This window comes from Streptomyces sp. SUK 48, assembly GCF_009650765.1.
GTDB lineage: Bacteria > Actinomycetota > Actinomycetes > Streptomycetales > Streptomycetaceae > Streptomyces.
This window is the reverse complement of record NZ_CP045740.1, coordinates 176422-202025: the sequence shown is the minus strand read 5'-3', so window position 1 is coordinate 202025 and position 25604 is coordinate 176422. Positions and strand designations below refer to the sequence as shown.

Here is a 25604-nt window from a genome sequence, read left to right as displayed (position 1 = left end):
TCGCCTATCAGACCGGCACGAACGGCGTCGTGCTGATCGACCCGGCCGACGGCACCAGGCGTACCCTCCGGCTGCCGGAGGGCTTCACCCTCCGTTCGGTGCAGGGCGACACCGTCCTCGGCGTCGCGAACGGCGAATGCCACCTCTTCCGTCTCACGTCGGACGGCTCGCTGGACGACCGCCCGGTGACGGGCGTGCCCAGTGGCGCGACCTGCGGAGTGTCCTCTTTCCTGGACGCCGGTGACGGACACGGTGTCGCCGTGCGCTACCGGTCGGCCGGCGGTGACGGTGTGGGCCTGGTGGACCTGTCGACAGCCCGGATGAGCGTGCTGCCCGTGCCCCAGAGCTACCTGACGAGCCTGCAGATCACGCCTCAGGCCGTCGCCTGGTACGACCTCTCGGCGGGCGCCGAGAAGATCGTGTCGCGCGACGACCCGCAGGCCACGCCGTGGAGCGTGCCGAACCCGTCCGCGCCGATCAGCAGCGTGTTCCGCCTCGTCGGCTCCCGCGTCCTGCGGATGACCACGGATCCCGATCTGACCGTCACCGTCGTGTCGTCCGACGGGGTCGTGACCAAGCCCTTGGACCATGGTGGGAACATTCCCGTCAACTTCGTCCCCGGCCCGGACGGCGATCTCCTCGTGAGCGGTGAACTGGACGGCGAACACGGGGTGCACCGCTTCTCCGAATCCTCCGACGGCGACCTGCGGCGCAGCGCCGTGCTGGACATCCCCTGGGTACCCTCGCGCACCGGCTCGCTCGCCCTCTTCCAGGGACGCCTCGACACCGAGGACACCTACGTCGACAACCTGACGGCCTATCACGAGCGGAAGCTGCCGGCACCCGGCACCTCGGCGGTCGTGAAGAAGGAGGAGCGGGTGTCCTCTGTATCCGACCGGCGACGGTCGCGTCCTCTACCCGGCCGTGGTCGAGGAGAAGGCCGTCCTGCGTCTCGTCAGCGGGACGCATCCGGCCCCGGGTACAACGATCGCGACGGGTCTGACGGACCTGGCCGTCGAGAGTGTCTCCGGACGGTACGTCGCCTATCGCACCGCCACCGCGACCGTGGTGCGCGACCTCGACTCGGGCGCCGTGGCGCGCACCGTCTCGGCCGCGCCCGGGGCACTGTGGGGCGCCACCCTGTGGCAGTCGGCGGGGGCCGGCAAGATCACGGCCACCGACGTGCGTACCGGCACGGTGAGCCGGACCCTGTCCGCGGGCACCTCGTGCACTCCGTCGTCCGTGCAGGCCACCAGCCGGTACGTGTACGTGGAGTGCGGCGCCGGCAAGGACACCGCCGTCTTGGCGAGCCTCGCCGACGGAAAGGTACGCGCCCTGCCCACCGGTTCGGCACCCGGACCGCTCGGCGACGGCTTCGTCGTACGCGTCGGCGCCGACCGGCAGGTCACTCTCACCGACGTCACGTCCACGACGCCGGTGACCCGCGTACTGGGCACCGCGCGCGGTGCGGCTGCCGGCGTGGACTGGACGGTCGACGCGTACGGCGGCCAAGTCGCGTACGTCGACGCGGACGAGAACGTGCACGTCGTCTCCGCGGGCATCGCCGCCGGGGCGCTCGGCGTGACGGACTCGTCGGTGCCGGCGAGCGCGGACGTCGCGTTGGACGGACCCGCGTGGAAGCCCCGCTGGTGGATCTCCAGGCCCGTCAGTTACTGGCAGCTCACGATCAAGAACCGGACGACCGGGAAGACGGTGCGTACGCTCGAGGGTGGCGAGACGCGCGGGCAGATCACGCCGAGCTGGGACGGCTGGACCGGCGCGGCGGGCGTCGGCGCCCCGGACGCCACCTATGCCTGGACCCTCACCGCCTGGCCCACGGACGGGCAGGGGCCGGAGGTGACGAAGTCCGGTTCGGTGAAGATCACCGGCGGCCAGACGGCGTACCACGACTTCGTGGCCCGCGACCGCGGCGGCGATCTGCTCACCCTGAACTCCGCCGGCGCCTTCACGTTCCAGCAGAGCACGGGCACGGGCACCTTCTCCGGCAAGACCTCCGCCGGTGGCTGGCCAGCCTCCGCCGTCGCGGTGCCGTTCGGGGCCGGCGACGACGAGTGCAACCACGTGCTGGTCCGGCTCGGCAGCGGGGAACTGCGCGGCTACCGCCCGGGGTGCGGCGCCCTCAAGCCGAGCACGCCGTACACCTCGCTCGGCACCGGCTGGAACGCCTATGACAACCTCACCGCCCCGGGTGACCTGACCGGCGACAGCCGCCCCGACCTGCTCGCTCGCAAGAAGTCCACCGGTGACATCTACCTGTTCGCCGCGCGGAGCGACGGCTCGCTCGCGGCGGCCAAGAAGATCCGTACGGCCTGGACCGGCTATACGACGATCGTGGGCGCGGGAGACCTCGACGGCGACGGCTACGGCGATGTGCTGGCGCGGGACAAGGCCGGCACCCTGTACCGCTACAACGGCACGGGGACGGGCCTGTTGAAGGACCGCGTGAAGGTCTTCTCGAACTGGGGCGACTCGTACAACGCCATCGTCGGCGCCGGAGACATCGACGGCGACGGGAGGAGCGACCTCGTCGAGCGGGACACGACGGGCAATCTGTACCGCAACAGCGGCGACGGCAAGGGGTCGTTCGGGGGGCGCGTGAAGATCGCCACCGGATGGCAGGGCTACAAGGGCATCTTCTAGCCGGCACCACCGGACGACTTCCGCCGGACGCGGACGAGGGACTCGCCGCGGGGTCGATGACACCGCCGCACGCGAGAGCGGGTCCACCGCGGCCGGCGACAACCTTTCCTAGGGTCTTGTCGGTCGAAATACGAGGGGCATCCGGTGTTCACAGTTGTCACGGCCGCGGTGTTCATCCTGCTGGCGCCGCACCTGGATTGGTACTTCAACCTCCCGTTCGTCCTCGTCGTGGCCGTCTGCCTTCTCGCGGACACGGCATCGAACAAGAGGCACGTCCGGTACCTGGCTCTCGGCTACCTCCTCTTCGTCGACGTCGCCGTCCCCCACGAGACGAGCCGGAAGCACGGCTGGAACTGGCTCACATAGGTGGACCTGCGCTCGCCACGGCGACCGACCGAGCCCGCGCCATCATGGGCCGCTCCACGGACCGGCACGATGCCGAGGGGCCGCGAGCCGGAGGCTGTCGCCGGGTCCTGGTCCGCCAGGTCCTCGCGCCCGCCCGCACCAGCAGGTGCCGGCACCCCCACCTCGCGCAACCGGATGACGCGTACTCCGCCCGCGACGTCCTTGCCGGACAGATCCGCCTGCGAGGAAGCCCAGCGCCGCGCCTCGGCCGCCTTCCTGGAAGACCGGGGCGGCGGCCGGCTGCCTCGGGTGGGAACCGGCTCATGCCCGGGTCGTATTCTGGCCGGGCGACGAGGAGGGGACGCATGGCTGAGGGGGCAGGTTCCGGCACGGTGCTGGTCGTGGACGACGACGCCGCGATCCGCCGTTCGCTGGAGCGCGGGCTGCGGCTGGGCGGCTTCACCGTCCGCACCGCCGCCGACGGCGCCCAGGCGCTGGACGCGATCGCTGAGACGCCTCCCGACGTCCTCGTCCTGGACGTCTCCATGCCCGGCATCAGCGGCATCGACGTGTGCGTCCGGCTCCGGGACGCGGGCAGCGACCTGCCGGTGCTCATGCTCTCCGCCCTGGACGAGACCGCCGACCGCATCGCCGGGCTCCAGGCCGGGGGCGACGACTACCTCGTCAAACCCTTCGCCCTCCAGGAACTGGTGCTGAGACTGCACGCCCTGCTGCGCCGCAGGCCCCCGGACGTCCGGGACGTACTGCGGGTCGCCGGCCTGGTGATCGACCCGGCGGCCCGCACCGCCACCCGCGAGGGACACCCGCTGGAGCTGACCCGGCGCGAGTTCGAGCTGCTGGAGATGCTCGCCCGCAACGCGGGCCTGGTGCTCACCCGGACCCAGCTGCTGGAACGGGTGTGGGGCTACGACTTCGACGTGCGCACCGACACGGTCGACACCTTCGTCAGCTATCTGCGGCGCAAACTGGAGACCGGCGGTCGCGCCCGGCTCGTCCACACGGTCCGCGGGGTCGGCTTCGTGCTCCGCGAGGAACAAGACGCCCGGTGAGGCTCTCCACCCGGATCGGCCTCGCCGTCGGCTGCACCGTCCCGCTGCTGCTCCTGGCCGCCGGCTGGCTGCTGCTGCACATGGTCGCCCGCGACCTGCACCGCGCCGAGGACCAGCACCTGAAGCAGCGCGCCACGGCACTCGCCCCCCAGGCCCGGGCCCTGCTGCGCGCCACGGCGAACGACCGCTCCAAGGCGGCCGACACCCGCGAACGGCAGCTGTTCAGCGCCGCCCTCGACGTCGGCGTACGCGTCACCGCGGCGGGCGCCGACTTCCGTGGCGGGCCCCAGCCCGGCCCGCGACCCCGCTGCCGGCCCACGCCACCGCACCGGTCACCGTGCACGACGACGCCCGGGGCTGGCGCGTGCTGTCCCGGCCGGTCCGGGTGGCCGACGGCAACGGCACCCTGTGGGTCTTCGCGCCCGACACCGCCGACCGCACCCAACTACGGCTGGTCAGGCGCCGCGTGCTGCTCAGCGCGCTGCTCGCCGCGCCGCTGTCCGGGCTGCTCGCCTGGGGCCTGGCCGCCGGTGCCGGGGCACCACTGCGCCGGCTGACCCGCCGTACCGCGGGCCTCGACCCCCGCACCAGCACCGCCCGGCTCGACCACCGGCCCACCGGGGTGACCGAGGTGGACGAACTGGCGGCCACCGTGCGGACCGTACTCGCCCGCTACGACGAGCAGGCCGCCCGTACCGCCGAGGCCCTCGACACGGCCCGCTCCTTCTCCTCGGCCGCCGCGCACGAACTGCGCACCCCGCTGATGAGCATGGGCACCAACCTCGACATCCTCGCCGGGCACCCGACTCTGCCCGCCGCCGACCGGGACGAGATCGTCGCCGACCTGCGCGGCGAACACGCCCGCCTGCTCAACCTGCTGGTGATGCTGCGCGCGCTGGGGCGCGGCGACCTGGTGGAGGCGGAGTCCCTGGGCGCCGTCGACGTGTCCGAGCTGGCCGAGGCGGCCGTCGCCGGGGCCCGCCGCGCGGCACCGGACGCCGACGTGCGCCTGGACGCGGCGCCCGGCGTCACCGTGCACGGCTGGGAGCCGGGCCTGCGGATGCTGCTCGACAACCTGGTCGGCAACGCCCTGGCCCACGGCCGCGACGAACGGGGCCGGGCCGTGGTGCGGGTGGGCGTGTACGACGGCCCGCACCAGGTGACGATCACGGTGGACGACCAGGGGCCGGGCGTGCCCCCGGAGGCCCGCGAGTCCGTCTTCGAACGCTTCCGGCGCGGCCCCGGCAGCGACGGCTCCGGACTCGGCCTCACCCTCGTCGCCCAGCAGGCCGCGTTGCACCGGGGGAGCGTGACCGTCGCGGACGCGCCCGGCGGCACGGGTGCCCGCTTCGAGGTACGGCTGCCCTCGGGCGACGGCGGACTGCCCGGCCGACGGGACTGGCTGATCGGCACCGCCGGGACGAACCGGTCACAAGGTTTCCCCAAGAAGCCTTCCTAGCCTCCCTCATGACGGGCGGCCGGCCGTGGCCGTCCGGGAAGTGAACGGAGAGGCAGATGAACGGACGACGACGCACGCGCACCCTGCTCGCCGGCCTGGCCGCGACGGCCGTACTGGCGGGCTCGGCGACAGCGGCGGCCGCCGCCGACGGCACCACCCCCTCCTCGGCGGGGCCGTCCGGCGACGGGGCGAAGGCGCTGTGCAAGCGGCTGCCCAAGGTCGACCGGCGCGTCGAGCGGGCCCTGAAGCGGCTTGACGCGGGGGCGGGCACGCGCGGTTCGGTGGCCCGGCTGCAGAAGCGCGTGGACAACGCGAAGAAGGCCGGCCACACCGAGATCGCCACCTACCTCCAGAACCGGCTGACCTTCCGCGAGACGCTGCGCACCACCTTGCAGCAGCGGCAGAAGGACGTCGCGGGCGTCAAGACGTGGTGCCAGAAGAACGACAACGGGAAGGCGGCGAGCTGATGCGGGGCCGGTGGCCGGTCCGGGCCGCGGGGGTGGCCGCCGTCCTGGTGGCCCTCACCACGGGCTGCTCGCACCAGGACGGCGCCGCGTCGCCCAAGGCACCGGGCGCCTCCCCGTCGGCACCGGCCGCCACCGGCGCCCCCTCGGGCTACGGCGAGATGGAACACAAGCTGGACGCGGCCGAGTCCGCGGCGGCCGCCGCCGACCGGGACGCCACCAGCAACGCGGACCGGTGAGCCGGCCAGGCGGGGAGCGTACGCCGCTCCCCGCCCGGTGCCGGCCGCCGACGCCTTCGAGCATCCCGGCCACGGCCTGCTCGGCGCGAGGGGCACCCGCTCGCGTCGCGGCGCTGAGGCTGGTAGCACCTTGCCCGGGGTGACCGGGTTCGAGGAGACGGCCCGTCGAGGCCGGTGATCGCTCTCTGTGCCCGCCGTCGCCGAGGGTCGCGGCGCGTCGACGGCGACTGCGATTCCGGCGCCGATCAGCTCTGTCAGCGCATGTCCGTGAGGAGGGTGTCGAGTTCGGCTTCCTGTCGTGCCTGCGGCATCGGCGGGTTCGGGTGGTCGATGCCGAAGGTCTTCAGGACCTGGTCCATCTGGGCGTCGAGGAACGTCCAGCCGGTGTTGTCCAGCGGCTGAAGCGTGGCCTGGTCGGCGTCCCAGAGGTCGCGCAGCGACTGCGCGGCCGCGTGGGCCCCGCCCGCGTTCCCCGACCGCGCGTCCTTGAGCGAGGTCGACGCGAGGGCCCGCAACGCGGCGACCTTCGCGGGCGGGAACTTCTTCACGGCCTGGCCGGGGGCGAGATGAACGGTGGAGGTGGCGTCGCTCTCCGGCGCCGGGCCGACGTGCGGCCGGCTGTGCGCCCAGACCAGCAGGACCACGGTCGCGACGGCGAGAAGACCGAAGCCCGCCAGCGCGACGCGCTCCCTCCGCGGGTCGGCGGCGGTCTGCGGGACGTGCGCGGCGTCCTGGGTCTCGGTCACGTCGGAGCGTGTCACCGTCAGGTGGACGACGGTCGCCAGGATCAGGCCGAGGAAGATCAGGCTGGTGGTGAAGGTGCCCAGCGCAAGGCCGGTCGGGTCGCCCGGGCTCTGAGCGACCTTCGGGGAGGCGAGCCAGTCGCCGATGTTGGCGCCCAGCGGTCGGGTCAGGATGTAGGCGAGCCAGAAGGACAGCACCGGGTTCGCGCCGAACCTCCACAGCAGCGTGATCGCCGCGATGAGGCCGAGCGGGAGCAGGACCGAGACTCCCGGGCTCCAGCCGGTCAGTTCGAGGGTCCAGTCGCCGGTCGCGGTGCCCAGCGCGAAGGTGACGAGAACGGTGAGCCAGTAGAACGACTCGCGCGCGGGCGTCGTGACCGAGTGGATCGAGAGGGTGCGCTCGCGCAGCCACCACGTGCCGAAGACGAGGGCGAGCAGGACCGAGAAGGCGGCGGAGCTGATCCACAGCGGCACGTTGAGCTGGTCGGTCAGGATGTCGGTGTACAGCGTGCCCGTGACACTCACGACGACCACGGTCAGCCAGTACGGGAACGGGACGTACCGCTTCAGCCGCAGCTGGACGCCCAGAACCACGACGAACACCGCGGTGAAGATCCAGGCCGTGTTCACCAGGCCGACGCCCAGCTTCATGTTGATCCAGTCGGCGAAACTCTCACCGACCGTCGTACAAAGGATCTTGATCACCCAGAACCAGATGGTGACCTCGGGAACCTTGTTCAGCAGTTGCCGACCAGGCGTCCGGAGATGCTCGGGCGTCGTCGTGGTCGTCATGTAACCCCTCACGTACAACGGGCAGTGGCACGGAGGGGACGTCCCTCCCGTCGGCGCACGGTAGACTGTCTACAGCCATGTAGACAAGTGGGACCCTAAACCGTGTAGTGTGCCCAGGTGATCTCGACAGCACGTCATGCCCGTTCGGGCAGTACTTCCGCAGATGTATTCCAGGGTGCGATCCGGGTGCCCGCAGCCGTTGCCGCCTTCTGGGCCGCGAAAGGCTTGTCGACCGCGCTGGGGGAGAGCGCCTCGGACTACCTCGTCCAGGCGATGGTGCCGCAGCTCGCCGTCGTGCTCGGTTTCGCCGCCTTTCTCGTCGCGCTCGTCCTCCAGTTCCGCCGGGCCCGCTACCAGGCGTGGACGTACTGGTTCGCCGTCGCCATGGTCGGCGTCTTCGGCACGATGGCAGCCGACGTGGTGCACGTGGCCCTCGGCGTGCCCTACACCCTTTCCAGCGCGCTCTACGCGATGACGCTTCTGGCCGTGTTCGCGGTGTGGCGGCGGACCGAGGGCACACTGTCGATCCACAGCATCGACTCACCCCGGCGCGAGGCGTTCTACTGGGCGACCGTAGTCGCCACCTTCGCCACGGGCAGCGCACTGGGCGACTTCACGGCCTTCACCCTGCACTTGGGCTACTTCACCTCCGCGTTCGTTTTCGCCGTGCTGATCCTCATCCCGGTGGTGGGGTACCGCCGGCTGCGCTGGAATCCCGTGTTCTGCTTCTGGGCCGCCTACGTGCTCACCCGTCCGCTCGGCGCTTCGATCGCCGACGGCCTGGGCAAGCCCCGCTCCGTGGGGGGCCTCGGCCTCGGCGACGGGCCGGTGACTCTGGTCCTGCTCGCTTTGATCGTTCTGGTGGTCGCCTACCTGGCGGTGACCAAGGCCGACGTCCAGCGTGTGCATGAGCCCGCCGACATCCCGGAGACGGCCGCCGCGCGCGAGTAGAGGGCAGATCACGAGGACAGCGATGTCCCGCCACGGGTGGCAGCGCCGCCCCCCAGCACGTCCTCCTCGACACCGACGGCGGCAGCGGCCTGGTCACCGCGAGACTCTCACCGTCGCCTTGGCGCCCCCGCTCGGCGGCGGCTACGCAAAAGCAGTCACCATGGCTGCGGCCGCGCAGCTCGTGATTGATCGTGCTCGCGCTGCGAACCGTTGATGAGACTCCGTGGCTTCGGCCGACGAACTCCCCGATCGGGCGGCGAGTGACCCTCGGGACAATGAGAGCGTCTCCGGCGGCGACCGCGAGGATCGCCCCGAGGATGTCGCCTAACTAGTGCCGTCTATGAACAGTTGTGCTGGAGTGTGACGGCGGGGGTGCGGCGCAGCCCTTGATCAGCGGTCGTAGGACTCGCCCTGCGGCGTGTAGATGAGGATGAAGTCCTTGCCCGCCTCGGTCGCGATCTCGCGCAGGCGGGCCAGGACGTCGGTCTCGGTGGGACGGTCGATGCCAAGAGCGGCGGCGGCCCGGCCCTGCCGAACTGGCAGGTCGGGCATGCCTTTCAGGCACTCGGCAGCCAGCTCAGCGTTCTCCTCCGCGGTGAACGCTCGGCAGTCGCGCCACCAGGGTGCGACCAGGAGGAGCCGCAGGAGTTCCGGCAGACCGATCGCGACCAGAGCTGCGCCCCCTTCGGAATCCGCGTACAGGACCGGGCGTTCCTCTCCGCCATCCCCACAGAAGAAGTACCTGCCTCCGGCTCCATCACCCGCGAAGCCCTCCAGCGCCGCGCCCGACGCGAGGTGGACCTCCTCGCCGTGGTCCCCCGGTCGAGTTCGAAGTCGCCAGGCCAAGCCAGGTAGCAAGCAGGGCGGCCCGCGTGCCCTGTGTCGGGCGGCGTGGCCGCGGCCGGGGAGCGGGGCGCGGGCCGGTCTCGGCAAGGCAGCCGTCCATGGCCAGACCGTCGGCCACCGCCGATTACCGGGTGCGGTCGTCGTACTCTTCGCGGGCGGTGATGACTTCTTCGATGTGCAGCACGGACCACTCCGTGAGTGCCTTCAGCGGTTCCCGCAGTGTCTGGCCGAGCGCGGTCAGCTCATACTCCACGTGCGGCGGCACCTCTGGGTAGACGGTCCGGCTGACCAGCCCGTCGCGTTCGAGGGTGCGCAGCGTCTGGGTGAGCATCTTCTCGCTCACGCCCGCCAGAGCCTGCCGGAGCTGGCTGAACCGGGAGGTCCCGTTCCGGCCGAGTTCGCCCAGCACGAGGACCGCCCACTTGCTGCCGATCTGGTCGAGCAGGTCCCGCGACGGGCAGCCGCGCTCGTACGGATCGAATGACGGTAGGGGCCCGGTCGCGTTCTCGACAGCAGCCATGCGGCTCACCTCGATGCTTTCAGTCTGGTAAGTACCACACTAACAAGTGGCTACTTCCTAAAGGAGAGTGTCCAGGTCATTCTATGTTCCATCCCGCCGCGGACGGACCGCAGCAAGCGTGCGAGGCACGCTCGGAAGGAAGGAACGACCGACATGCCGATCGTCGTCACTGGAGCCACCGGCCAGCTGGGCAGGCTCACCATCGAGGCGCTGCTGCGGCGCGGGATCCCGGCCGCGGACATCATCGCGACCGGCCGGGACATCGCCCGGATCAAAGACCTGGCCGACCGGGGCATCACGGTACGCCGCGCCGACTTCTCGGACACTGACAGCCTGGCCGGGGCATTCGCAGGGGCGGGCAGGCTGCTGCTGATCTCGGCTTCGGTCCCCGTGGGCGAGCGGGTCGCGAACCACCGCCGCGTGATCGACGCCGCGGCGTCCGCAGGCGTGTCGCTAGTGGCGTACACGAGCACGACGCACGCGGACACGGCCACCACCGTCATCGGTGCCACACACGGCGAGACCGAGGAGTATCTGCGGGAGCGCGGAATCCCCAGCGTGCTGCTGCGCAACGGCTGGTACCTGGAGAACTACACCAGCCAACTGCCGCAGATCCTGCGGAACGGCGCGGTCGTCGGCGCCGCAGGCGAGGGGCGGATCAGCGCCGCGTCCCGCGCCGACTACGCCGAGGCCGCAGCGGTCGTCCTCACCGCTGAAGGCCACATCAGCGCCGTGTACGAGCTCGGCGGCGACGAATCCTTCACTCTGACTGAGCTCGCCGCCGCGATCTCCGCTGCGGCCGGAAAGCAGGTTACCTACGCTGACCTCCCGGAGACCGACTTCGCTCAGGTACTGGTCGCCGCGGGGCTACCCGCCGAGCTGGCGGAGGTTCTCGCTGACGCTGACCGAGGCATGAACCGCGGTGAGATGTACACCGACTCCGGCGACTTGCGCCGCCTGATCGGCCGCCCGCCCATGACTCTGGCCGAGGCACTTGCGGTCGCCCTGCATTACTGAGGTTGAACTCGTGATGTGGCCGGGTTGCTCAGGTGGTTCTGATCGTCAGGACGGTCTCGGCGAGGCAGCCGTCTATGAGTTCGCTGCGGTACTGGATGTGCCGTAGGCCGCGCTGGATGCGCTGGACGAGGTGTTCGGGGTTGCTGAAGGCGACGTCGGAGAGTCGGCCGCGTCGCAGGAGGGAGCAGATCCCCGACGAGCACGAGCGGGCCGCCGAGCTGCTGGTGTGCTGCGATCAACAGGTCGCGGTAGTCGCGCCGGGAGAAGCTCTTGCGTCCGCGACGGACGTCGTCATGGCGGGGCTGGTAGATGAGCCTGGGGCGGTGACCCGGGTTGTAGCAGGTCAGCGCGGTGATGGAAATCCGCCTGCGGGAGCGGCCGCGGACCCGCACCACCGGGGTTCGGCCGCGCCGTGACCAGGTCTTCGCGTGCGGCGGCGTCATGGAGAATCCGGCTTCGTCCTCGAAGACGAGCCAGGCTCCACGGGCCGCCGCGAGTCTTCCGCGCAGGGCCACACCTCCTTGACCCACCCGGCCACCGCCTCGTCGTCCCGCTCGATGGCCCGTCGGGCCGGGACCTGCCAGGACCAGCCGCTACGCGCCGGCAGTTTCCGCACGCCCTGGATCGTGTCGACCATGCGGAAGCACCGACCGATCACCGTCTTGATCCGCGCCAGTGTCCAGCGCTGGTCCTCCCAGTCGTGCGCGGTCGGTCCCTTGGCCAGCTCTGCCTCCGGCTGCGCGAACTGCTCCTGGCTCAGCCTCGGCAGCGATGCCGGCCCCTGCGACCGCAGGGCCCGCGGTCCGCACTCCTCCCCCTTCCGTCGCCACCGTTGTACCGAGCGGACGTGGACGCGCAGGGCCTTGGCGATGACTGGGGTCGCCTCGCCCTGGGCGAACCGCTCGGCCGCCTTGCGCCGTAACTCCTCGCGGAACTGTTGCCGTTCGGCAGTCAGCCCGCCTCCTTGTGGATACCGCATGCCCAGGTGGTACCGCACGGACGAGGAGCTATCAGCCCCTACGACACCACGAGTTCAACCGCGGTAACCGGACAGGGACATCCGATCAACGGCATAGTCCATCAAAGAGACACGCCTAGACGAAGCCCCCGGCAGAGCCGAGAACCTGAGCAGGGCGGTCGGCCGGTCTTGCGCAGCGTCACCTGGCCAGCACAAAGTCACTGCCGCTCCGGTGTTTAGCCACAGAGTGTGGGGGTCATGCGGAGCAGACGATTTGCGTCGTGGCCTGGAGTGATGCCGGGCGAAGTCACATCGAGCGGACAGCGAGGGAGTGGTCGTGGTGACCGGGGCGGCACAGGGCGGTGGCGGTGGTTCCAGCGGCCTCTATGACGTCCTGGAACTGATCCTCGACCGTGGTCTGGTGATCGACGCGCATATACGGGTGTCCCTCATCGGCATCGAGCTCCTCACGATCGAGGTCCGGGTCGTGATCGCGAGCATCGACACCTACCTGCGTTTCGCGGAGGCGTGCAACCGGCTCGACCTGGAGGCAGGACCGCGCAAACCGGATGGGATCGCGGAGCTTCCCGGTCGACTGAAGGAGGCCGGCCGCCGAGGGGCGGCCAAGGGGATATTGCCCGGCACTGCGGAAGCATTCTCCGACACTGGTCAGCAGGCGCGTCCAGAGGGCCGGGCGCGGCCGCGCCACCGGAGAACCGACGGCTGACAACCATCTGGGCGGCAGCGGACTCGGCGCCGACTCCTTCGCGCACCGTCACCGCTCACGCCGTACGCCTTCATGTGAGCAGGGTGGCATCGAGTGCCAGTCCCACTCACAGCCACGGCGTCGGCGTCGTCACCCCCGGTGGCGGCCACCCCGTCCCGCTCAGAACAGCGGCCTCTATTCCGCCCTCGTCCGCGTCGGTGCAGTCGCTGGAGCTGGTGGCGAGTCGTCATGTGCCTGGCCTTGATTCGTCTGCGTACACCATCACGTGTGGGACAGCCTCGTCGCGGCAGTCGGGATTCCTTGCTTCGGAGTTGAGGAATAGACGCCAGTACTTGGAGGCGTCCTTCTTTTTCTCTCCGGCTGCGCGGGCGTCGCCGGTGCTTTTCTTTGCCTGTCCCTCGGACGTGCCCTTGGCCTGGTCGCTTTTCGCCTTGGCTTTCTCGCCGTCACCCGTTCTTTTCGGCGCCGGTTTCGCCCCCAAGATTCTCGCCCACGAACATGTCCGGGCGCAGGTCAGGAATCACATGCGGCGAATGCGTCTCAAACGGGGTCCATCGTGCACGTTGACGCCTGCACGAACGATCCGGCAGGGCCGCCGGACCCCGTCCGCGATCAGCGCGCAGCAGGCCCGCATGGTGCTCACCGACACGGTGATCCAGGCTGGGCCGTGCCCGATCTGCCGGCCGGAGAACAAGCTGGGGATCGACCTCGCGCAATGGTGTGCACCGTGGCCGACCTGCCGCCGCGGGCTTGAGTGCCTGCGCCCATCGTCATCGCCCGACCTGGTCCTGGTCCTGGCCCTGGTCCTGGTCAGGATTCCGGAGCTGTCAGAACGGCCTGGGCCGCCAGCCGAAGATTGTCGATCATCGGATTAGGGTCGCCCTTGCGGCTGACCAGGACGACCCGGCTGGGGGGAGCACCCTCGACCGGAACGGTGAGGAGGTCGGGACGCAGCGAGCTGCGCCGGTCGCCGACCGGTAGTACGGCGATCGCCCTGCCGCTCGCAACGAGTTCGAGCTTGTCCTCGTAGCTCTCGACCGGCGGGACGCCGGTCCCGAGGATGCGGTAGGAAGTCCAGTCCGCGGTCTCGAACGCGCACGGCACCGCCTCTTCGCCGGCCAGTTCTTCCGCGGTCACCGACGCGCGGTCGGCCAAGGGATGGCCGCGCGGGACCACGAGCATCCGGGGCTCCTCGTACAGCGGAGTGGTGAACACCTCGTCGTCGGCGAGCGGCAGCGGGGCCCGCGCGATCAGCACGTCGACGCGCTTGTCGGACAGTGCCCCGACGTCCTTGCAGCTCAGATGCCGGGTGGCGATCTCGGCGTCGGGGTGACGGCGGCGCAGTTCGCGCACGGCGGCAGTGATCACCAGGTCTTCGACGTAGCCGATGGCGATCCGTTCGGTCTGGGCCTGTTCACGCACGGCCAGCTCGGCCTGGCGGGCGGCCTGCAGCAGGTCCCGGGCCCGGGGGAGGAACGTCCGGCCGGCCGGAGTGAGCCGGGTGCCCTGGGGAGTGCGGTCCAGCAGTCGTGCGCCGAGATATTTCTCGAGCCGTTGGATCTGACGGCTCAGCGCCGGCTGGGCCACGTGCAGGTCGGCGGCTGCCCGGCCGAAGTGCTGGTGCGCCGCCACCACGGTGAAGTAGCGCACGAGCCGCAGTTCCAGGTCCTGTCCGAGATCGTTCACTCGTGCATGGTAGGCGTCATGCCGTTTCGGAATGGTCCGGTTGCCGAACCGGTCTTGGACGGACATGCCGCCCCTGACTTTGACTGAAGGAGCAACGTTTCCCCGAGAAAGCGACAGGCGTGATGAAGGCGATCCAGTTCCACGAAGCGGGCGGCCCGGAAGTTCTGCGGTACGACGAGGTGCCGGTTCCTGAGATCGGCTCGGGTGAGGTGCTCGTCCGGGTGCACGCGGCGGGCATCAACCCTCCGGACTGGTACCTGCGCGAGGGGATGAAAGTCATGCCGGCCGAGCTGAGGCCGGCGCTGGAGTTTCCCCTTATCCCCGGAACGGACATGTCGGGCGTGGTCGAGGCGGTCGCTCCGGACGTACAGGGTTTTGCCGTCGGTGACGAGGTCTTCGGCATGCTGCGGTTCCCCGGATTCGACGGCCGGACGTACGCCGAGTACGTGGCCGCGCCGGCCTCTGACCTGGCGCACAAGCCGACCGGTATCGACCACGTGCAGGCGGCTGGTGCGCCGATGGCCGTGCTGACTGCGTGGCAGTACCTCATCGATCTCGGCCACGACCTACCGTCTCCTTTCACCGGCCAGGTGCACCAGCCGGTGCCGATCACGCCGGGGATGACCGTGCTGGTCAATGGCGCCGCCGGTGGAGTGGGCCACTTCGCGGTGCAACTGGCGAAATGGAAGGGCGCACACGTCATCGCGGTGGCCTCGAGCCGGCACGAGCAGTTCCTGCGCAGGCTCGGCGCCGATGAGTTCATCGACTACACCACGACGCGGGCCGCGGACGTGGTCAGCGGCGTCGACCTGGTGGTCGACGCCGTCGGCGGCCCTGCCAGCTCAGGCTTCCTGACCGTGCTCAAGCGCGGCGGCACCATGCTTCCGGTGTTCTTCGCCCAGTACGACCCGGAAGAGACGGCACGTCTGGGCATCACCGTCTCGAACATTCAGGTACGTTCCAACGGCCTCCAACTCGCCGAGATCGGAAGCCTGTTCAACGAGGGCAAACTCCAGGTCGGGGTCGACAGCACCTACCCACTGCCCGAGGCCGGCCGCGCACACACACGAGCCGCGCAGGGACACATCCAAGGCAAGATCGTGCTGACGGTGGCCTCGTGATCGCCGAACCCCAGCGGGGGGTGGCACACGACGCCCATGCCTTGGACGGGCTGAATGTGCCAGAGCTGTAGCGGTGATCGACTTGCTCCGTCGGCGCTGCTCGCTGCTGAACACGGTGTGGGGGTGCGGGCCGAGGTGAAAGGGGGGATACCCATGGAGGAACAGACACCAGCCGAGCAGGCTTTGAGCCGTTCGTACGTCACCGCTGACGGACTCCGGTTCGAGGTCATCAGAATGACGGTCGAGTACCATCCGGACCGCAGCGCGACGTTGAGGTACTGGCTGACGGTGCGCTGCCAAGACAACCCGGACGAGCGTTGGGTCGTCACCCTCCTCTGGGAGGACAGGTCCTGGGCGGATGTGCTCGCCTCACCCGCGCCCCCTCCCGACCGGCTGCTGCAACTCGTGCACCTCGTCCACGCCCATCTGGAAGAGTGGTGGGACACGAAGGGACACAACCGGCAGTCGGCAAAGATGGGACGGCGACTCACCTGACCCGTCCCGCCCACGCGGCACCGCTCCGCTTCCTCCGCCGAAGCGCGTGTCCGGCGCTCTGCGGCTTCGAGGTCCCACGGTCATGGCCCGCCCGCGGGGGCGACGGCCGGGCTGCGGGGCCCGGAATCGGTAGCCGGTCGACCGGCGCCCAAGGCCCTCCGGGGCGCCTCGGCATGGCGCGGTCGGCCGCTCCCCGCGTCCGCGGGGATGGTGCTGGCGGCGTGGGCAGTCCGCTGCGCCCCGCACCGGAGGCGCCCACGCTGTCCGCCTTTCGCCCGCGCCGGCTCGACCGGTACCTCGTCGGCGCCGGGGCGGCACGGTGACCCGCCCGCCCGGGATGCCGCAGGATGAGACGGGCGTTCTTCGCTCACCTCCAGGAGTCCGCCGTATCCGCGTTGCGCACGGGAGACGACGGACTACGGCCTCACCGCCAGACTGTCTGCCCCTGCTCCTACGACCGAACCCCCGAGGCGACGTCGTGGATTCGCCACGAGCGGATCGGTGATCCCCGAGCCGGCCCGCTGACGTACGGCGACGAGCCGCGCGGACTGACCGGGTAGGCCGCGGTGGTGATGCGGATCAGCGGACGTCGACGTAGTCGGTGACCCTGGTGCTCGCGAGGTAGTGGTCTCCGGTCTGGCGGCTGAGGGCGATGGCCCAGGTGCCGTCCTGCTTGGCGGTCACCATGCCTACGAGGTGGCCGTTGCCGGCGCTGCCCAGCTCGCAGACGTAGCGGTAAGTGGTGGAGCCGCGCGGCTTGAAGTAGAGGGTGGGCGAGCCGCCGGGGAGCGGCTTCCAGGCGGTGCCCTTCTTGTACTGGAGGGTGCCCGCGAAGCTGATCGGCTGTCCCTTGCGGACCGGGTCGGGGGAGGCGTGGAAGCCGGTGATGCGGGTGGCGTAGCGGTAGAGGTGCACCGGCTTGGTGGTGCTGGTTCCCAGGTCGGGGTCGCCGTCGAAGCGGGCGCGCCAGTAGGCGTCGGTGTCCGGCTTGGTGAGGGTGCGGGCGAACGTCTCCTGGATCAGTGGTTTGTTGTGACGGATCGGAACCGTCACGGTTGCGGCGTCCTTCCAGCCGGTCTTGCCGTCCTTGGAGTACTGAAGGGTGACGGTGGGCTTGGCGGGCCAATGGGCGCGGCTGTCTTCGAAATACACGTCGCCGCGGGCCGTCAGAGACCCGTCGTCGTCGAGGAACGCGCTCAGGGAGGTGTGAGTGGTGTAGGCGACGTGGAGGCTGAAGGGCTCGGCGGCGGTCTGCTGGAAGAGCATCCCGCCGGTCCCCGCGATGAGTTCGGCGTCCGGGGCGGCGTTGTCCGAGGAGACGCGCAGGGTGTAGTCACCCCGCGCGTCGGTGGTCGTCTGCCCGGCCACGACCGTGTTGTCCTGGACGGTGATCGAGGTGTGGGGCAGCGGCTGCCAGCCCGAGGCGGTCTGGATCTCCGCGTGGCCGGTGACGGTCCCCGTCGTGCCCTGTCGCAGGTTCAGGGTGTGCGTGCTGGCCGAGAAGCGGACCGGTGCCTGTGCGGTGTGCATGCTCTTGGGGTACGCCGGCGGGGAGATCGCCCCCGGGTAGCCGCTGGAGGCTTCGGGCGTGGTGTACAGCTGGAAGGACGGCTCGGAGGGGACGAAGGCGGCGGTGAAACGGCCGTCGGCGCCGGTGGTCGCGCGCGTGTGGACGCGCCCGGCGTCGACGGCGACGGCGACGCCGACGGCGGGAGCCGGGGTGCCGGGGTCGCGGGGGTCACGGGCGACGACGGTGCCGCCGACGGAGACGTCCTGGTGGAGGAAGTCCGGCACGTCCGGGGTGGTGGTGAGGTTGGTGACCGTGAGGACGGTCTGGTAGTGCAGGGTGTGCGGCGAGAGGGCTCCGGTGACGGTGGCGCCGGAGGCGTCCTGCAGATCGACGGTCACCCGGTAGTCGCCGAGTTCGGCGAGGTGCACCGGCGCCCGCCAGACGCCGGAGCGGGCGTCCTGCCCCGAGTACTGGGTGAAGTCCGCCGTCGATCCGGCCTCCGGGGCCCCGTCCGGTGCGCTCAGGGGATAGAAGTGGGCCGTGACGCGGGTGAGCGGGCTGTCGGAGTGCGCCGTGACGAAGAGCAGGCCCGGCTCGGACCAGTCGGTGGCGTCGGACAGGGCCGGCCCGCCCGTGGTGCCGTCCGCCCGTGCCGGGGAGGTTGCCCAGAACAGGGATGCGGACAGGGCGGTCGCCGTGGCCGCGGCCAGGAGGGTGCTGCGTCTCATGTGGGTTTCCAGTGAGGAGGTGGGATGCGGGCGAGAGGGTCGAGGCCGAACGGAAGGTGTGGGCCGCGTCGCGCGCCTTGGCGGGCTCGCGCGGAGGTCGGACGCCGGCTCAGGTGCCCCCGTCGACCGTCGCGACGCGCTGTGCGGCGCGAGCTCGTGAGTACGGTCTGCCGGAGGGCCGGAGCCGGGATCCGGGTGCGGGCGGCGGCGCGGAGTGACGGCCCGGTGTCAGTCGAGCTGGGGCACCTTCGGTAGGTCGCAGCTGGAGGCGGCGCCCGCCGGGGGCAGGGCTCCGGAGGAGTCGTACAGCTGGAAGCCTTTGTCGGTGGTGCCGTCGAGAGACACGGCGTTGCCGCGGGTGGTGTCGGACGCCCAGGGGTGTGCGTCCGGTACCTGTCGGCGGTCTCAACACCTGGCGGGCGTCCTTTGGTTCGCGGGCAGTGGGGTGGGGGAGGCCCGGTTGCCACGGAGAGCGGAGAAGCGATCAAGCTCGGCACAGAAACTACACAAGATCTGTCATGATCATGCATGGTCTTTGCCTGGGAACGGTAAAGGGCCTTGAGCCGTGATCGCGACGCCACCTGGCTCCCGGTGCGATGACCAACCTGTGATCAGTCAGTGTGACGGTTCCTCGGAATGGGACTGCTCCGGGGGGTACGCGTGAGTGACGGACGGCGCTGGTCCGTGGGCACATGGCACCGCAGATTTTTCGGCTGACGGGGGCTGTGGACCGTACAGGCCGGCGCCGGCCCCACCCGCGGCCGCCACCAGCCGCTCGCCGCCCCGCGCCGCTACGGAAGATCCCGGCGCGTCAGGTCGGCGTAGGTCTCGCGGCGTACCACGGCGCGGTGCGCGCCGTCGCGGACGAAGACCACCGGCGGGCGGCGCGCACCGTTGTAGTTGTTGCTCAGCGCATAGGTGTAGGCACCGGTCACCGGCACCGCGATCAGGTCCCCGACGTGCGGATCCGCCAGCGGGACACCGGCGCTGAGGATGTCGCCGGACTCGCAGTGCCGGCCCACCAGACGGCACAGCTCGCCGTCGCCGGTCGGGCGGCCGGCGACGGCGGCCTCGAAACGCTGCTGATACAGGGAGACTTCGAGGTTGTCGCCCATGCCGCCGTCGACGGCGACGAAGGTGTGGCCGCCGCCGCGCTTGACGGAGACGACCCGGTACAGCGAGACGCCGGACTCGGCGACCATCGAGCGGCCCGGCTCGATGAGGAGGCGGGCGTGGGCGGGCAGCAGGCGTCGGGCGACGTCGGTGACGGCGTCCAGGTACGCCTCCACCGTGGGCGGCCGGTCGGCGTAGGTGTAGCGGGAGCCGAGGCCACCCCCCAGGTCGTAGACGGCGAACTCGCCGAGCTCCGCGACCGCCTCGACGGCCTGCGCGAAGGGCGCGAGGTCCAGGATCTGCGACCCGACGTGTACGTGGATGCCGTCCAGCCGCAGCCGGTCGCTGCCGCGCAGCCGCGCGATCGCCGCCCGAGCCTGCGGCAGGGGCAGACCGAACTTGGAGCCGTTCTGGCCGGTGGACACGGCCGCGTGGGTGTCGGGGCGGATGCCGGGGGTGACCCGGACCAGTACCGCCTGCTCCGCCGCGGCGTCGGCGAGAATCTTCTCCAGCCGGTCGATGTCGTCGAAGTTGTCGACGACGATCGTCCCGGCGCCGGCCCCGACGGCGAGGCGCAGTTCCTCCTCGGTCTTGGCGTTGCCGTGGACGACCAGGCCGGCCGGGTCCGCCCCCGCCGCGAGGGCGAGGGTCAGCTCGCCGCCGCCGGCCACGTCGATGCCGAGACCCTCCTGCGCGAGCAGGCGTACGACGGCCGTGCAGGGGAATGCCTTGGACGCGAACGCGACGCGCGAGTTCGGCCAACGGGCGGCCAGCCCGTCGGCGTACCGGCGGGCGCGGGCGCGGACCGACGCCTCGTCGAGGACCAGCGCGGGAGTGCCGTAGGACTCGGCGAGTTCCGCCGCCGGTACGCCGCCGATCACCAGCCCGCCGCTCCCGTCCCGGGTGGTCCCGGGCGGGAACAGCCCCAGCAGTTCCCGGCTTTCGTGCGTCTGCGTCGTTGCCACCCGCGCTCCTCGTGCCTCTGATCCGTCGCGTTCTCCTGCCATGCTCCCGCTGCGGTCACTCAGGATCATCGTTGACATCGTCAATACGGGTCTCCCAGACTTGACGCCCACAACAGTCCTTCGAGCCGGGAGTGCACCATGCGGGAGTCCGGCGCTCGGGAGCACCTGCCCGTCCGTCAGCTCGTGGACAACATCGGGCCCGCGCTGCTGCGCCTGGTCCAGGAGGGGACCGGCAGCGGCGGGCCGCTCACCGACATCGTCATCCACGCCCCGGGCGCGCCGGCACGGCTCGGACCCGGGTGCGTGGTGCTGGGGGTCGGCGTGACCACGCAGGCCGAGCTGCGCGAGCTGACCGCGGCCATGCGGCAGGCCGGCGCCAAGGTGCTGGCGGTGAAGGCCCCGGTGCCGCCCTCGGCCGACGACGGGCCGGCGATCATCGAGGTCAACGCGGACGCGTCCTGGATGCATGTGGCGACGACAGTCCGTGAGCAGCTGCTCGAGTACGCGAGGACGCGCGTGCGCTCGGCCGGCAGCGGCGCGGAGCTGTTCGCCCTGGCGAACGCGGTCTACGAGGCCGTCGGCGCCCCGGTCACCATCGAGGACCGCTCCTCCGCGCTGGTCGCCTGGTCGCAGGGGCAGGACCGGACCGACTCCGAGCGGATCGAGACCATCCTGGGACGGGCCGTGCACCGGCGGACGCTCGCCGAACAGCGCGAGCGCCAAGAATTCGAACGGCTCCATGCCAGCACCGAACCGGTCTACATGGAAGCGACCGGGGCCGATCAGCTGGCGAGGGTGGCCATCGCCGTCCGGGCTGGTTCCGATGTCCTCGGCTACATCTGGGCCGCCGTCACCGGGCCGCTCGACGAGGCGGCCACAGCCCGGCTGCGCGAATTCGCGCCCGTGGTCGCGCTGCAACTGGTCGGCCTGCGCACGGAGACCAGCTACGCCCGCCGCCAGCGCGGCGAGCTGGCCGCCGCCGTACTCGGCGGGTCGGTGGACCCGGTGGAGGCGAGCCGGCTGCAACTGGGCTCCGGCCCGGTCTGCGTCCTGGCCGCGGCCCCGCGGCTGGCCGGGAGCACCGGCCCCGACGCGCCGGACGCCGCCGGGCTGCGCCGGTTCGCGGACACCCTGGAGTACTTCCTTGCGGCCGTACACCCTCGTTCAGTCCTGGTGACGGGCACCGGAGGGGTGTACGTACTGGCCGCCTGGCCCGCGGAACACGCCACGCCGCTGGAGTCGGCCGTCGCCCTGGCCCGCGACTTCCTCACGCGGACCCCACTGGCCGGTGAGTACGTGGTCGCCGTCGGCGGCCCGGCCGAATCGATGCGCCGGATCGCCGACGTGCGGGCGCAGGCGGACGCCGCGTTGCGGGCCCTGCGGCACCCGGCCGTCCGCGGACCGGCCGTGCGCACCGTGCAGGACATGGCGCTGGCGGTGCTGCTGCTGCACCTCGCCGACGCGACCGAGGCGCTCGGCCTGCCGGACGCCGGCGGCGCGCTGCACCGGCTGCGCCAGGAAGAGGGCCAGGACGGCCCGCTGGCGGCGACCCTGGCCGCCTATCTCGCCGCCGCGGGCGCCACCGACACCGCGGCAAAGGCCCTGCACATCCACCCCAACACCATGCGCTACCGGCTGCGCCGTATCCGCGAGATCTCCGGGCTGGACTTCGCCGATGCCGACGCCATGCTGCTCGCGCACCTTCAGCTTCGGGTGCGTGAACTGCGGACGGGCGCTTCCCGGGGCTCCGGCTGATCCCGGAACGAGCGCGTGTAGCGGCACCCGTCCAGGTCGACCCAGAGCACCGCGCCGTCCGGGGCGGGCCCGGACGTCAGGCGCTCCGGCAGCCGGGGGTCGGCTCCGACGCGGAACGTCCCGTCGTCGAGCGGCACCAGTTCCGGTTCGTCGCAGGGCGCTTCCACGCCGGTCGCGGCGATCATGTGCAGCCGTCCCGCCCGCTGCACGATGCTGAAGCCGGGATACCAGGGGGTGTAGCTCCGGTAGCGACCCACGAGCGGGTGCGGGGGAGCGGCCGGCGCGCAGGGGCCGGGACCCAGAGACTCGGGTCCGTAGAGCCAGCGTCCGTCCAGAGAGTGGTGGTAGGCGGACCACCCCGGGTGATCGCACACCAGCCGCCCGTCCCCCGCGTCGTACAGCCTGCCGCTCACCCCGTCCGAGGTGAACGAGAGACGGCCGTCCCCCGCGGCCTCGACACGGACCTGACGCGGCGCCGTTCCGTGGGTCCCGACGTAGCGCCGGGCGTCCGGGATCCGCTCCGGGTCGAACAGCGCCGGATCCGCGGGGGCTCCCTGGACGACGGCGAGCACATGGCGGGCGAAGCGGTCGATGATCTGGCACTCGCCGGGCGCGTTGGTCAGCACGGCGACACCGTGCCCGCCGTCGGTGTCGACGGCGAGGTACGAGCGGTATCCCACCATCCCGCCGGCGTGCGTCAGCCAGGTGTGGCCGTCGATCACCTCCACGTCCACGCCGAGCACGTAACTGGAATCGACCGCATCGGCGGGCACCGTGACGATCTGCCGGAAATGCTCCGGTCCGATGATCCTGGCGCCGTCCAGGGTGCCCCGGCCCAGCAGCATGCGGGCGAACAGCCCCAGGTCGGAAGCGGTCGCCAGCACGTTCCCGTCGGCCGACGAATACTCGAAGAAGCCGGCCGGCGCGAGCGGGGCCGACGGCAGCGGCGGGCGGTCGTCGCGCAGGAACCGGTACCCGGTGGCGAGATGGGCGATGTCCTCGTGAGTGATCCGCGCCGCCGAGTCGCGCATGCCCAGGGGCCGCAGCAGCCGTCCGGCCATGGCGTCCGCCAGCGATTCACCCGTCACCTGCTCGACGATCAGCCCCAGCAGGTTGTAGCCCTCGTTGGAGTAGTGGAACAGCTCACCCGGTTCGGCCCAGGTCCTCGCCTCGCGCAGCGCGTAGCCGCGTGCGGCGGCATCGGGCAGCGCGTCGGCCCCGGCCACCAGGCCGGAGGTGTGCCGCAAAAGGTGCCGGACGGTGATCGCGCGGGAGCCGCCGTTCGGGGCGAACCAGGGCAGGTGGTCGGCGACCGCCGCGTCGAGGTCCACCTTCCCTTCCTCCGCCAGTATGCCGAGCAGGAAGGCGGTGAAGGTCTTGCTGATGGAACCGATCTCGAACCGGGTGCGACGGGAGAGCGGCGCACCGGACTCCGCGTTCGCGAATCCCGCGGTGACGAACGCGGACTCGCCGCTTTCGTCGACAACGCTGATCGCGATCCCCGGCACCGGCCACCAGGTCCGCAACCGCTCCGCAAGCCCGGTAAGCACCCGATTCACCTCCATCGGACGCCCGCCTTCCGCGAACCGAATCCCGCGAACCGGTCCGGACCCAGTTCGACCCGCGAGGAGTCGAACTCCGCGTCCGGCCGCCCGCCCTTGACGAACCGCCGGCACAGCGGATAGAGCAGCACGGCCAGCAGCGCCACCGCGAGGCTCATGCCGAACATCGCGGGCTCGTCGACCGCCGTACTCCACGCCAGGTACACGATCATCGCCGTGGGCAGCAGGACCACCAGGACCGCGCCGGACCGTCCGCCGGGGACCCGGACCGGCCGGAGCATCTGCGGATACCTCCAGCGCAGGACGAGGAAGGCCACGAACTCCAGCAGGATCGAGGCCAGGGTGAGCAGCACCGTGGCCCGCAGGATCGAGCTGAAGTCGACGGCAGAGAGCACGACGACGACGGCGGTGCTCGCCAGCAGCGCACCCACCGGCGTGTTGAACCGTCTGCTGTCCCTGGCCATCCAGCGCGGCAGATACGCGTCCGCGGCGAGCGCCCGCGGAACCCGGGTGCTCGTCAGCAGGATCGCCATGAACAGCCCCACCAGCGAGAGCGCCGACCCCAGGGAGAGCAGCACCTTCAGCCAGACGCCGCCCAGAGCGTCGCCGACCACGATGAAGTCGCCCTGGACCCAGTCGGCGGGCGCACCCCGGTGCAGCCCGCTGCCGATGGCGGCGATGGTGGGCAGCAGGTAGGCGGTGATGATCAGCGGAACCGAGACGAGCAGGGCCCGGGTATAGGTCCGGTGCGCGTCGGCGACCTCGCCCAGCACGGTGCTCGGGCCGTCGAAACCGAGATACAGCCACACGATGACGCTGAGCGCCCCGGCCACCGACGAATGGACGCTCTGCCCCGGCACCATGAAGGGCGAGAGCACATTGATCCCGTTGTCGATCCCGTGCCGGATACCGAGGACCGTCAGTACCGCGAACGGCGCGAGGATCAGCAGCATCATCCCGACCGAGTACTCGCTGACCGCCTGGGAACCGCGGTAGTTCAGGTACGCCATCGGGGCGATGAGGGCGACGGTGACGATCCAGTGCAGGTCCACGACGAAACCGCCGTGGAACAGGTCCACGATCACCAGCCCCTTCCCGCGGGCGATCTCCGGGACCCAGGTGGCCAGGTAGTCGACCAGCAGGATCGGGTAGAGGGCGAGGTTCAGCACCGACCCGATCGAATTCCAGACCCCGAACACGAATGCCGCACCTCTGCCGAGCGCGATCTTCGTCCAGTAGTAGTAGCCGCCGTCGACCGGTATCGCGGCACTCAGCTCCGCCGCCACCAGCGCGTTCGGCACGCCGAAGACCACCGGCACCAGGACGATCATCAGCAGGGTCATGCCCGGACCGGCGCTGGAGAGTGAGGCTTCGAGCCCGAAGGGGCCTCCGGAGACCGTGAAGAAGAAGATTCCGACCAGGGGCAGCACACCGAGCGTGCGTCTGCCCGCCCCGGGCGCCGGCCGTGTGACTTCCACCGGGATCAGTTCGGCCATCCTGGGACCCACCCTTCGTTCGCGCCTGGTCGGCACAACGTACGGGGACCTCATCGGCACCGTCCTCGTCGTGCGCGCCAAAGCCACGTCCCACCGGTTGTCGCCGCCACCAACGCCGGGCCGATCCACCCCGGAACACGACGAAGCCCCCCGGGGGGGGGGATCACGCGGGGGCGATACACCGCCACGAACTCACCCACCAGAAGCGGACATCACATGTCCCCCGGTACCGCGGACCTCGACAGCCCGGCCGCGGACAAGGGACCGGCAGCCATCAACCGCACGGCCTGCGAGATCCGGACCGGAACCTCCCGGCATGACCTGCCCGAACGCCACGGCCCATGGAAAACGGTGACCGCGCCGGTAGCCCACACGATCGTC

22 protein-coding genes and 1 pseudogene are annotated in these 25604 nt (G+C 70.9%); 12 read left to right on the top strand and 11 right to left on the bottom strand.

The features are described from left to right. Positions 1-373: 373 nt before the first annotated feature. Positions 374-577 (bottom strand): hypothetical protein, encoded by a 204-nt coding sequence (locus GHR20_RS00860; protein WP_153811823.1) that lies wholly within the window; start codon positions 575-577, stop codon positions 374-376. A 347-nt stretch (positions 578-924) separates the two neighbouring features. Between GHR20_RS00860 and GHR20_RS00855 the strand changes: the two genes are divergently transcribed. The 6 genes from GHR20_RS00855 (at position 925) to GHR20_RS00830 (ending at position 6238) form a co-directional block, all read left to right on the top strand. Beyond that, positions 925-2661 (top strand): VCBS repeat-containing protein, encoded by a 1737-nt coding sequence (locus tag GHR20_RS00855; RefSeq protein ID WP_153811822.1) that lies wholly within the window; start codon positions 925-927, stop codon positions 2659-2661. A gap of 144 nt (positions 2662-2805) precedes the next feature. After that, a complete protein-coding gene (locus GHR20_RS00850) occupies positions 2806-3027 on the top strand; it encodes a hypothetical protein (protein ID WP_153811821.1) in 222 nt (73 codons plus the stop codon). A 344-nt stretch (positions 3028-3371) separates the two neighbouring features. After that, positions 3372-4076, top strand: a complete 705-nt coding sequence (locus tag GHR20_RS00845; RefSeq protein WP_111581510.1) for a response regulator transcription factor — start codon at positions 3372-3374, stop codon at positions 4074-4076. Between the two features lie 337 nt (positions 4077-4413). Then, positions 4414-5535: a HAMP domain-containing sensor histidine kinase gene (locus GHR20_RS00840; protein WP_243877832.1), complete on the top strand. Its 1122-nt coding sequence runs from the start codon at positions 4414-4416 to the stop codon at positions 5533-5535. 56 nt (positions 5536-5591) lie between these two features. Beyond that, positions 5592-6002: a hypothetical protein gene (locus GHR20_RS00835; RefSeq protein WP_111581508.1), complete on the top strand. Its 411-nt coding sequence runs from the start codon at positions 5592-5594 to the stop codon at positions 6000-6002. Continuing rightward, complete coding sequence (locus GHR20_RS00830; protein WP_153811820.1) at positions 6002-6238, top strand: hypothetical protein; 237 nt, start codon at positions 6002-6004, stop codon at positions 6236-6238. The genes GHR20_RS00835 and GHR20_RS00830 overlap by 1 nt, the downstream gene beginning before the upstream one ends. 254 nt (positions 6239-6492) lie before the next feature. Here GHR20_RS00830 and GHR20_RS00825 read toward each other — a convergent pair whose 3' ends face one another. Further along, a complete protein-coding gene (locus tag GHR20_RS00825) occupies positions 6493-7773 on the bottom strand; it encodes a hypothetical protein (protein WP_153811819.1) in 1281 nt (426 codons plus the stop codon). Positions 7774-7959: 186 nt separating this feature from the next. Here GHR20_RS00825 and GHR20_RS00820 point away from each other — a divergent pair, with 186 nt between their 5' ends. Then, on the top strand, positions 7960-8724 hold the full coding sequence (locus GHR20_RS00820) for a hypothetical protein (RefSeq protein ID WP_243877831.1): 765 nt from the start codon (positions 7960-7962) through the stop codon (positions 8722-8724). A gap of 390 nt (positions 8725-9114) precedes the next feature. On the opposite strand, the gene GHR20_RS00815 is transcribed toward GHR20_RS00820, so the two are convergent. Both GHR20_RS00815 and GHR20_RS00810 read right to left on the bottom strand, forming a co-directional pair. After that, positions 9115-9570: a hypothetical protein gene (locus tag GHR20_RS00815; RefSeq protein WP_243877829.1), complete on the bottom strand. Its 456-nt coding sequence runs from the start codon at positions 9568-9570 to the stop codon at positions 9115-9117. A 124-nt stretch (positions 9571-9694) separates the two neighbouring features. Then, positions 9695-10090, bottom strand: a complete 396-nt coding sequence (locus tag GHR20_RS00810) for a helix-turn-helix domain-containing protein (RefSeq protein WP_111581500.1) — start codon at positions 10088-10090, stop codon at positions 9695-9697. 153 nt (positions 10091-10243) lie between these two features. On the opposite strand from GHR20_RS00810, the gene GHR20_RS00805 reads away from it, so the two are divergent. Beyond that, complete coding sequence (locus GHR20_RS00805) at positions 10244-11107, top strand: SDR family oxidoreductase (RefSeq protein WP_153811818.1); 864 nt, start codon at positions 10244-10246, stop codon at positions 11105-11107. 28 nt (positions 11108-11135) lie between these two features. Here the strand turns inward: GHR20_RS00805 and GHR20_RS37185 are convergent. Then, a pseudogene (locus tag GHR20_RS37185) lies at positions 11136-11550 on the bottom strand (IS630 family transposase). Further along, positions 11547-12086, bottom strand: coding sequence for a winged helix-turn-helix domain-containing protein (locus tag GHR20_RS00795; protein ID WP_153811817.1), 540 nt, complete (start codon positions 12084-12086; stop codon positions 11547-11549). The pseudogene GHR20_RS37185 and the gene GHR20_RS00795 overlap by 4 nt, the downstream one beginning before the upstream one ends. 316 nt (positions 12087-12402) lie before the next feature. Between GHR20_RS00795 and gvpJ the strand changes: the two genes are divergently transcribed. Beyond that, positions 12403-12792 (top strand): gas vesicle protein GvpJ, encoded by a 390-nt coding sequence (gene gvpJ, locus GHR20_RS00790; RefSeq protein WP_243877827.1) that lies wholly within the window; start codon positions 12403-12405, stop codon positions 12790-12792. A gap of 810 nt (positions 12793-13602) precedes the next feature. Here the strand turns inward: gvpJ and GHR20_RS00780 are convergent. Further along, complete coding sequence (locus tag GHR20_RS00780) at positions 13603-14478, bottom strand: LysR family transcriptional regulator (protein ID WP_153811814.1); 876 nt, start codon at positions 14476-14478, stop codon at positions 13603-13605. Positions 14479-14600: 122 nt separating this feature from the next. Here GHR20_RS00780 and GHR20_RS00775 point away from each other — a divergent pair, with 122 nt between their 5' ends. Beyond that, positions 14601-15599, top strand: a complete 999-nt coding sequence (locus GHR20_RS00775) for an NADP-dependent oxidoreductase (RefSeq protein ID WP_153815756.1) — start codon at positions 14601-14603, stop codon at positions 15597-15599. Between the two features lie 153 nt (positions 15600-15752). Further along, positions 15753-16094, top strand: coding sequence for a hypothetical protein (locus GHR20_RS00770; protein ID WP_153811813.1), 342 nt, complete (start codon positions 15753-15755; stop codon positions 16092-16094). Positions 16095-16673: 579 nt separating this feature from the next. Here GHR20_RS00770 and GHR20_RS00765 read toward each other — a convergent pair. Then, positions 16674-18332, bottom strand: coding sequence for a hypothetical protein (locus tag GHR20_RS00765; protein WP_153811812.1), 1659 nt, complete (start codon positions 18330-18332; stop codon positions 16674-16676). 791 nt (positions 18333-19123) lie between these two features. Next, positions 19124-20410: a diaminopimelate decarboxylase gene (gene lysA / locus GHR20_RS00760; protein ID WP_243877825.1), complete on the bottom strand. Its 1287-nt coding sequence runs from the start codon at positions 20408-20410 to the stop codon at positions 19124-19126. A gap of 138 nt (positions 20411-20548) precedes the next feature. On the opposite strand from lysA, the gene GHR20_RS00755 reads away from it, so the two are divergent. Beyond that, complete coding sequence (locus GHR20_RS00755) at positions 20549-22165, top strand: PucR family transcriptional regulator (protein WP_153811811.1); 1617 nt, start codon at positions 20549-20551, stop codon at positions 22163-22165. Here the strand turns inward: GHR20_RS00755 and GHR20_RS00750 are convergent. Beyond that, positions 22114-23715 (bottom strand): serine hydrolase domain-containing protein, encoded by a 1602-nt coding sequence (locus GHR20_RS00750; RefSeq protein WP_194858761.1) that lies wholly within the window; start codon positions 23713-23715, stop codon positions 22114-22116. The two genes, GHR20_RS00755 and GHR20_RS00750, sit on opposite strands and share 52 nt — an antisense overlap. 5 nt (positions 23716-23720) lie before the next feature. Then, positions 23721-25223 carry an APC family permease gene (locus GHR20_RS00745; protein ID WP_194858760.1) on the bottom strand — a complete coding sequence of 501 codons (1503 nt, stop codon included), beginning with the start codon at positions 25221-25223 and terminating at the stop codon, positions 23721-23723. Positions 25224-25604: the final 381 nt, after the last annotated feature.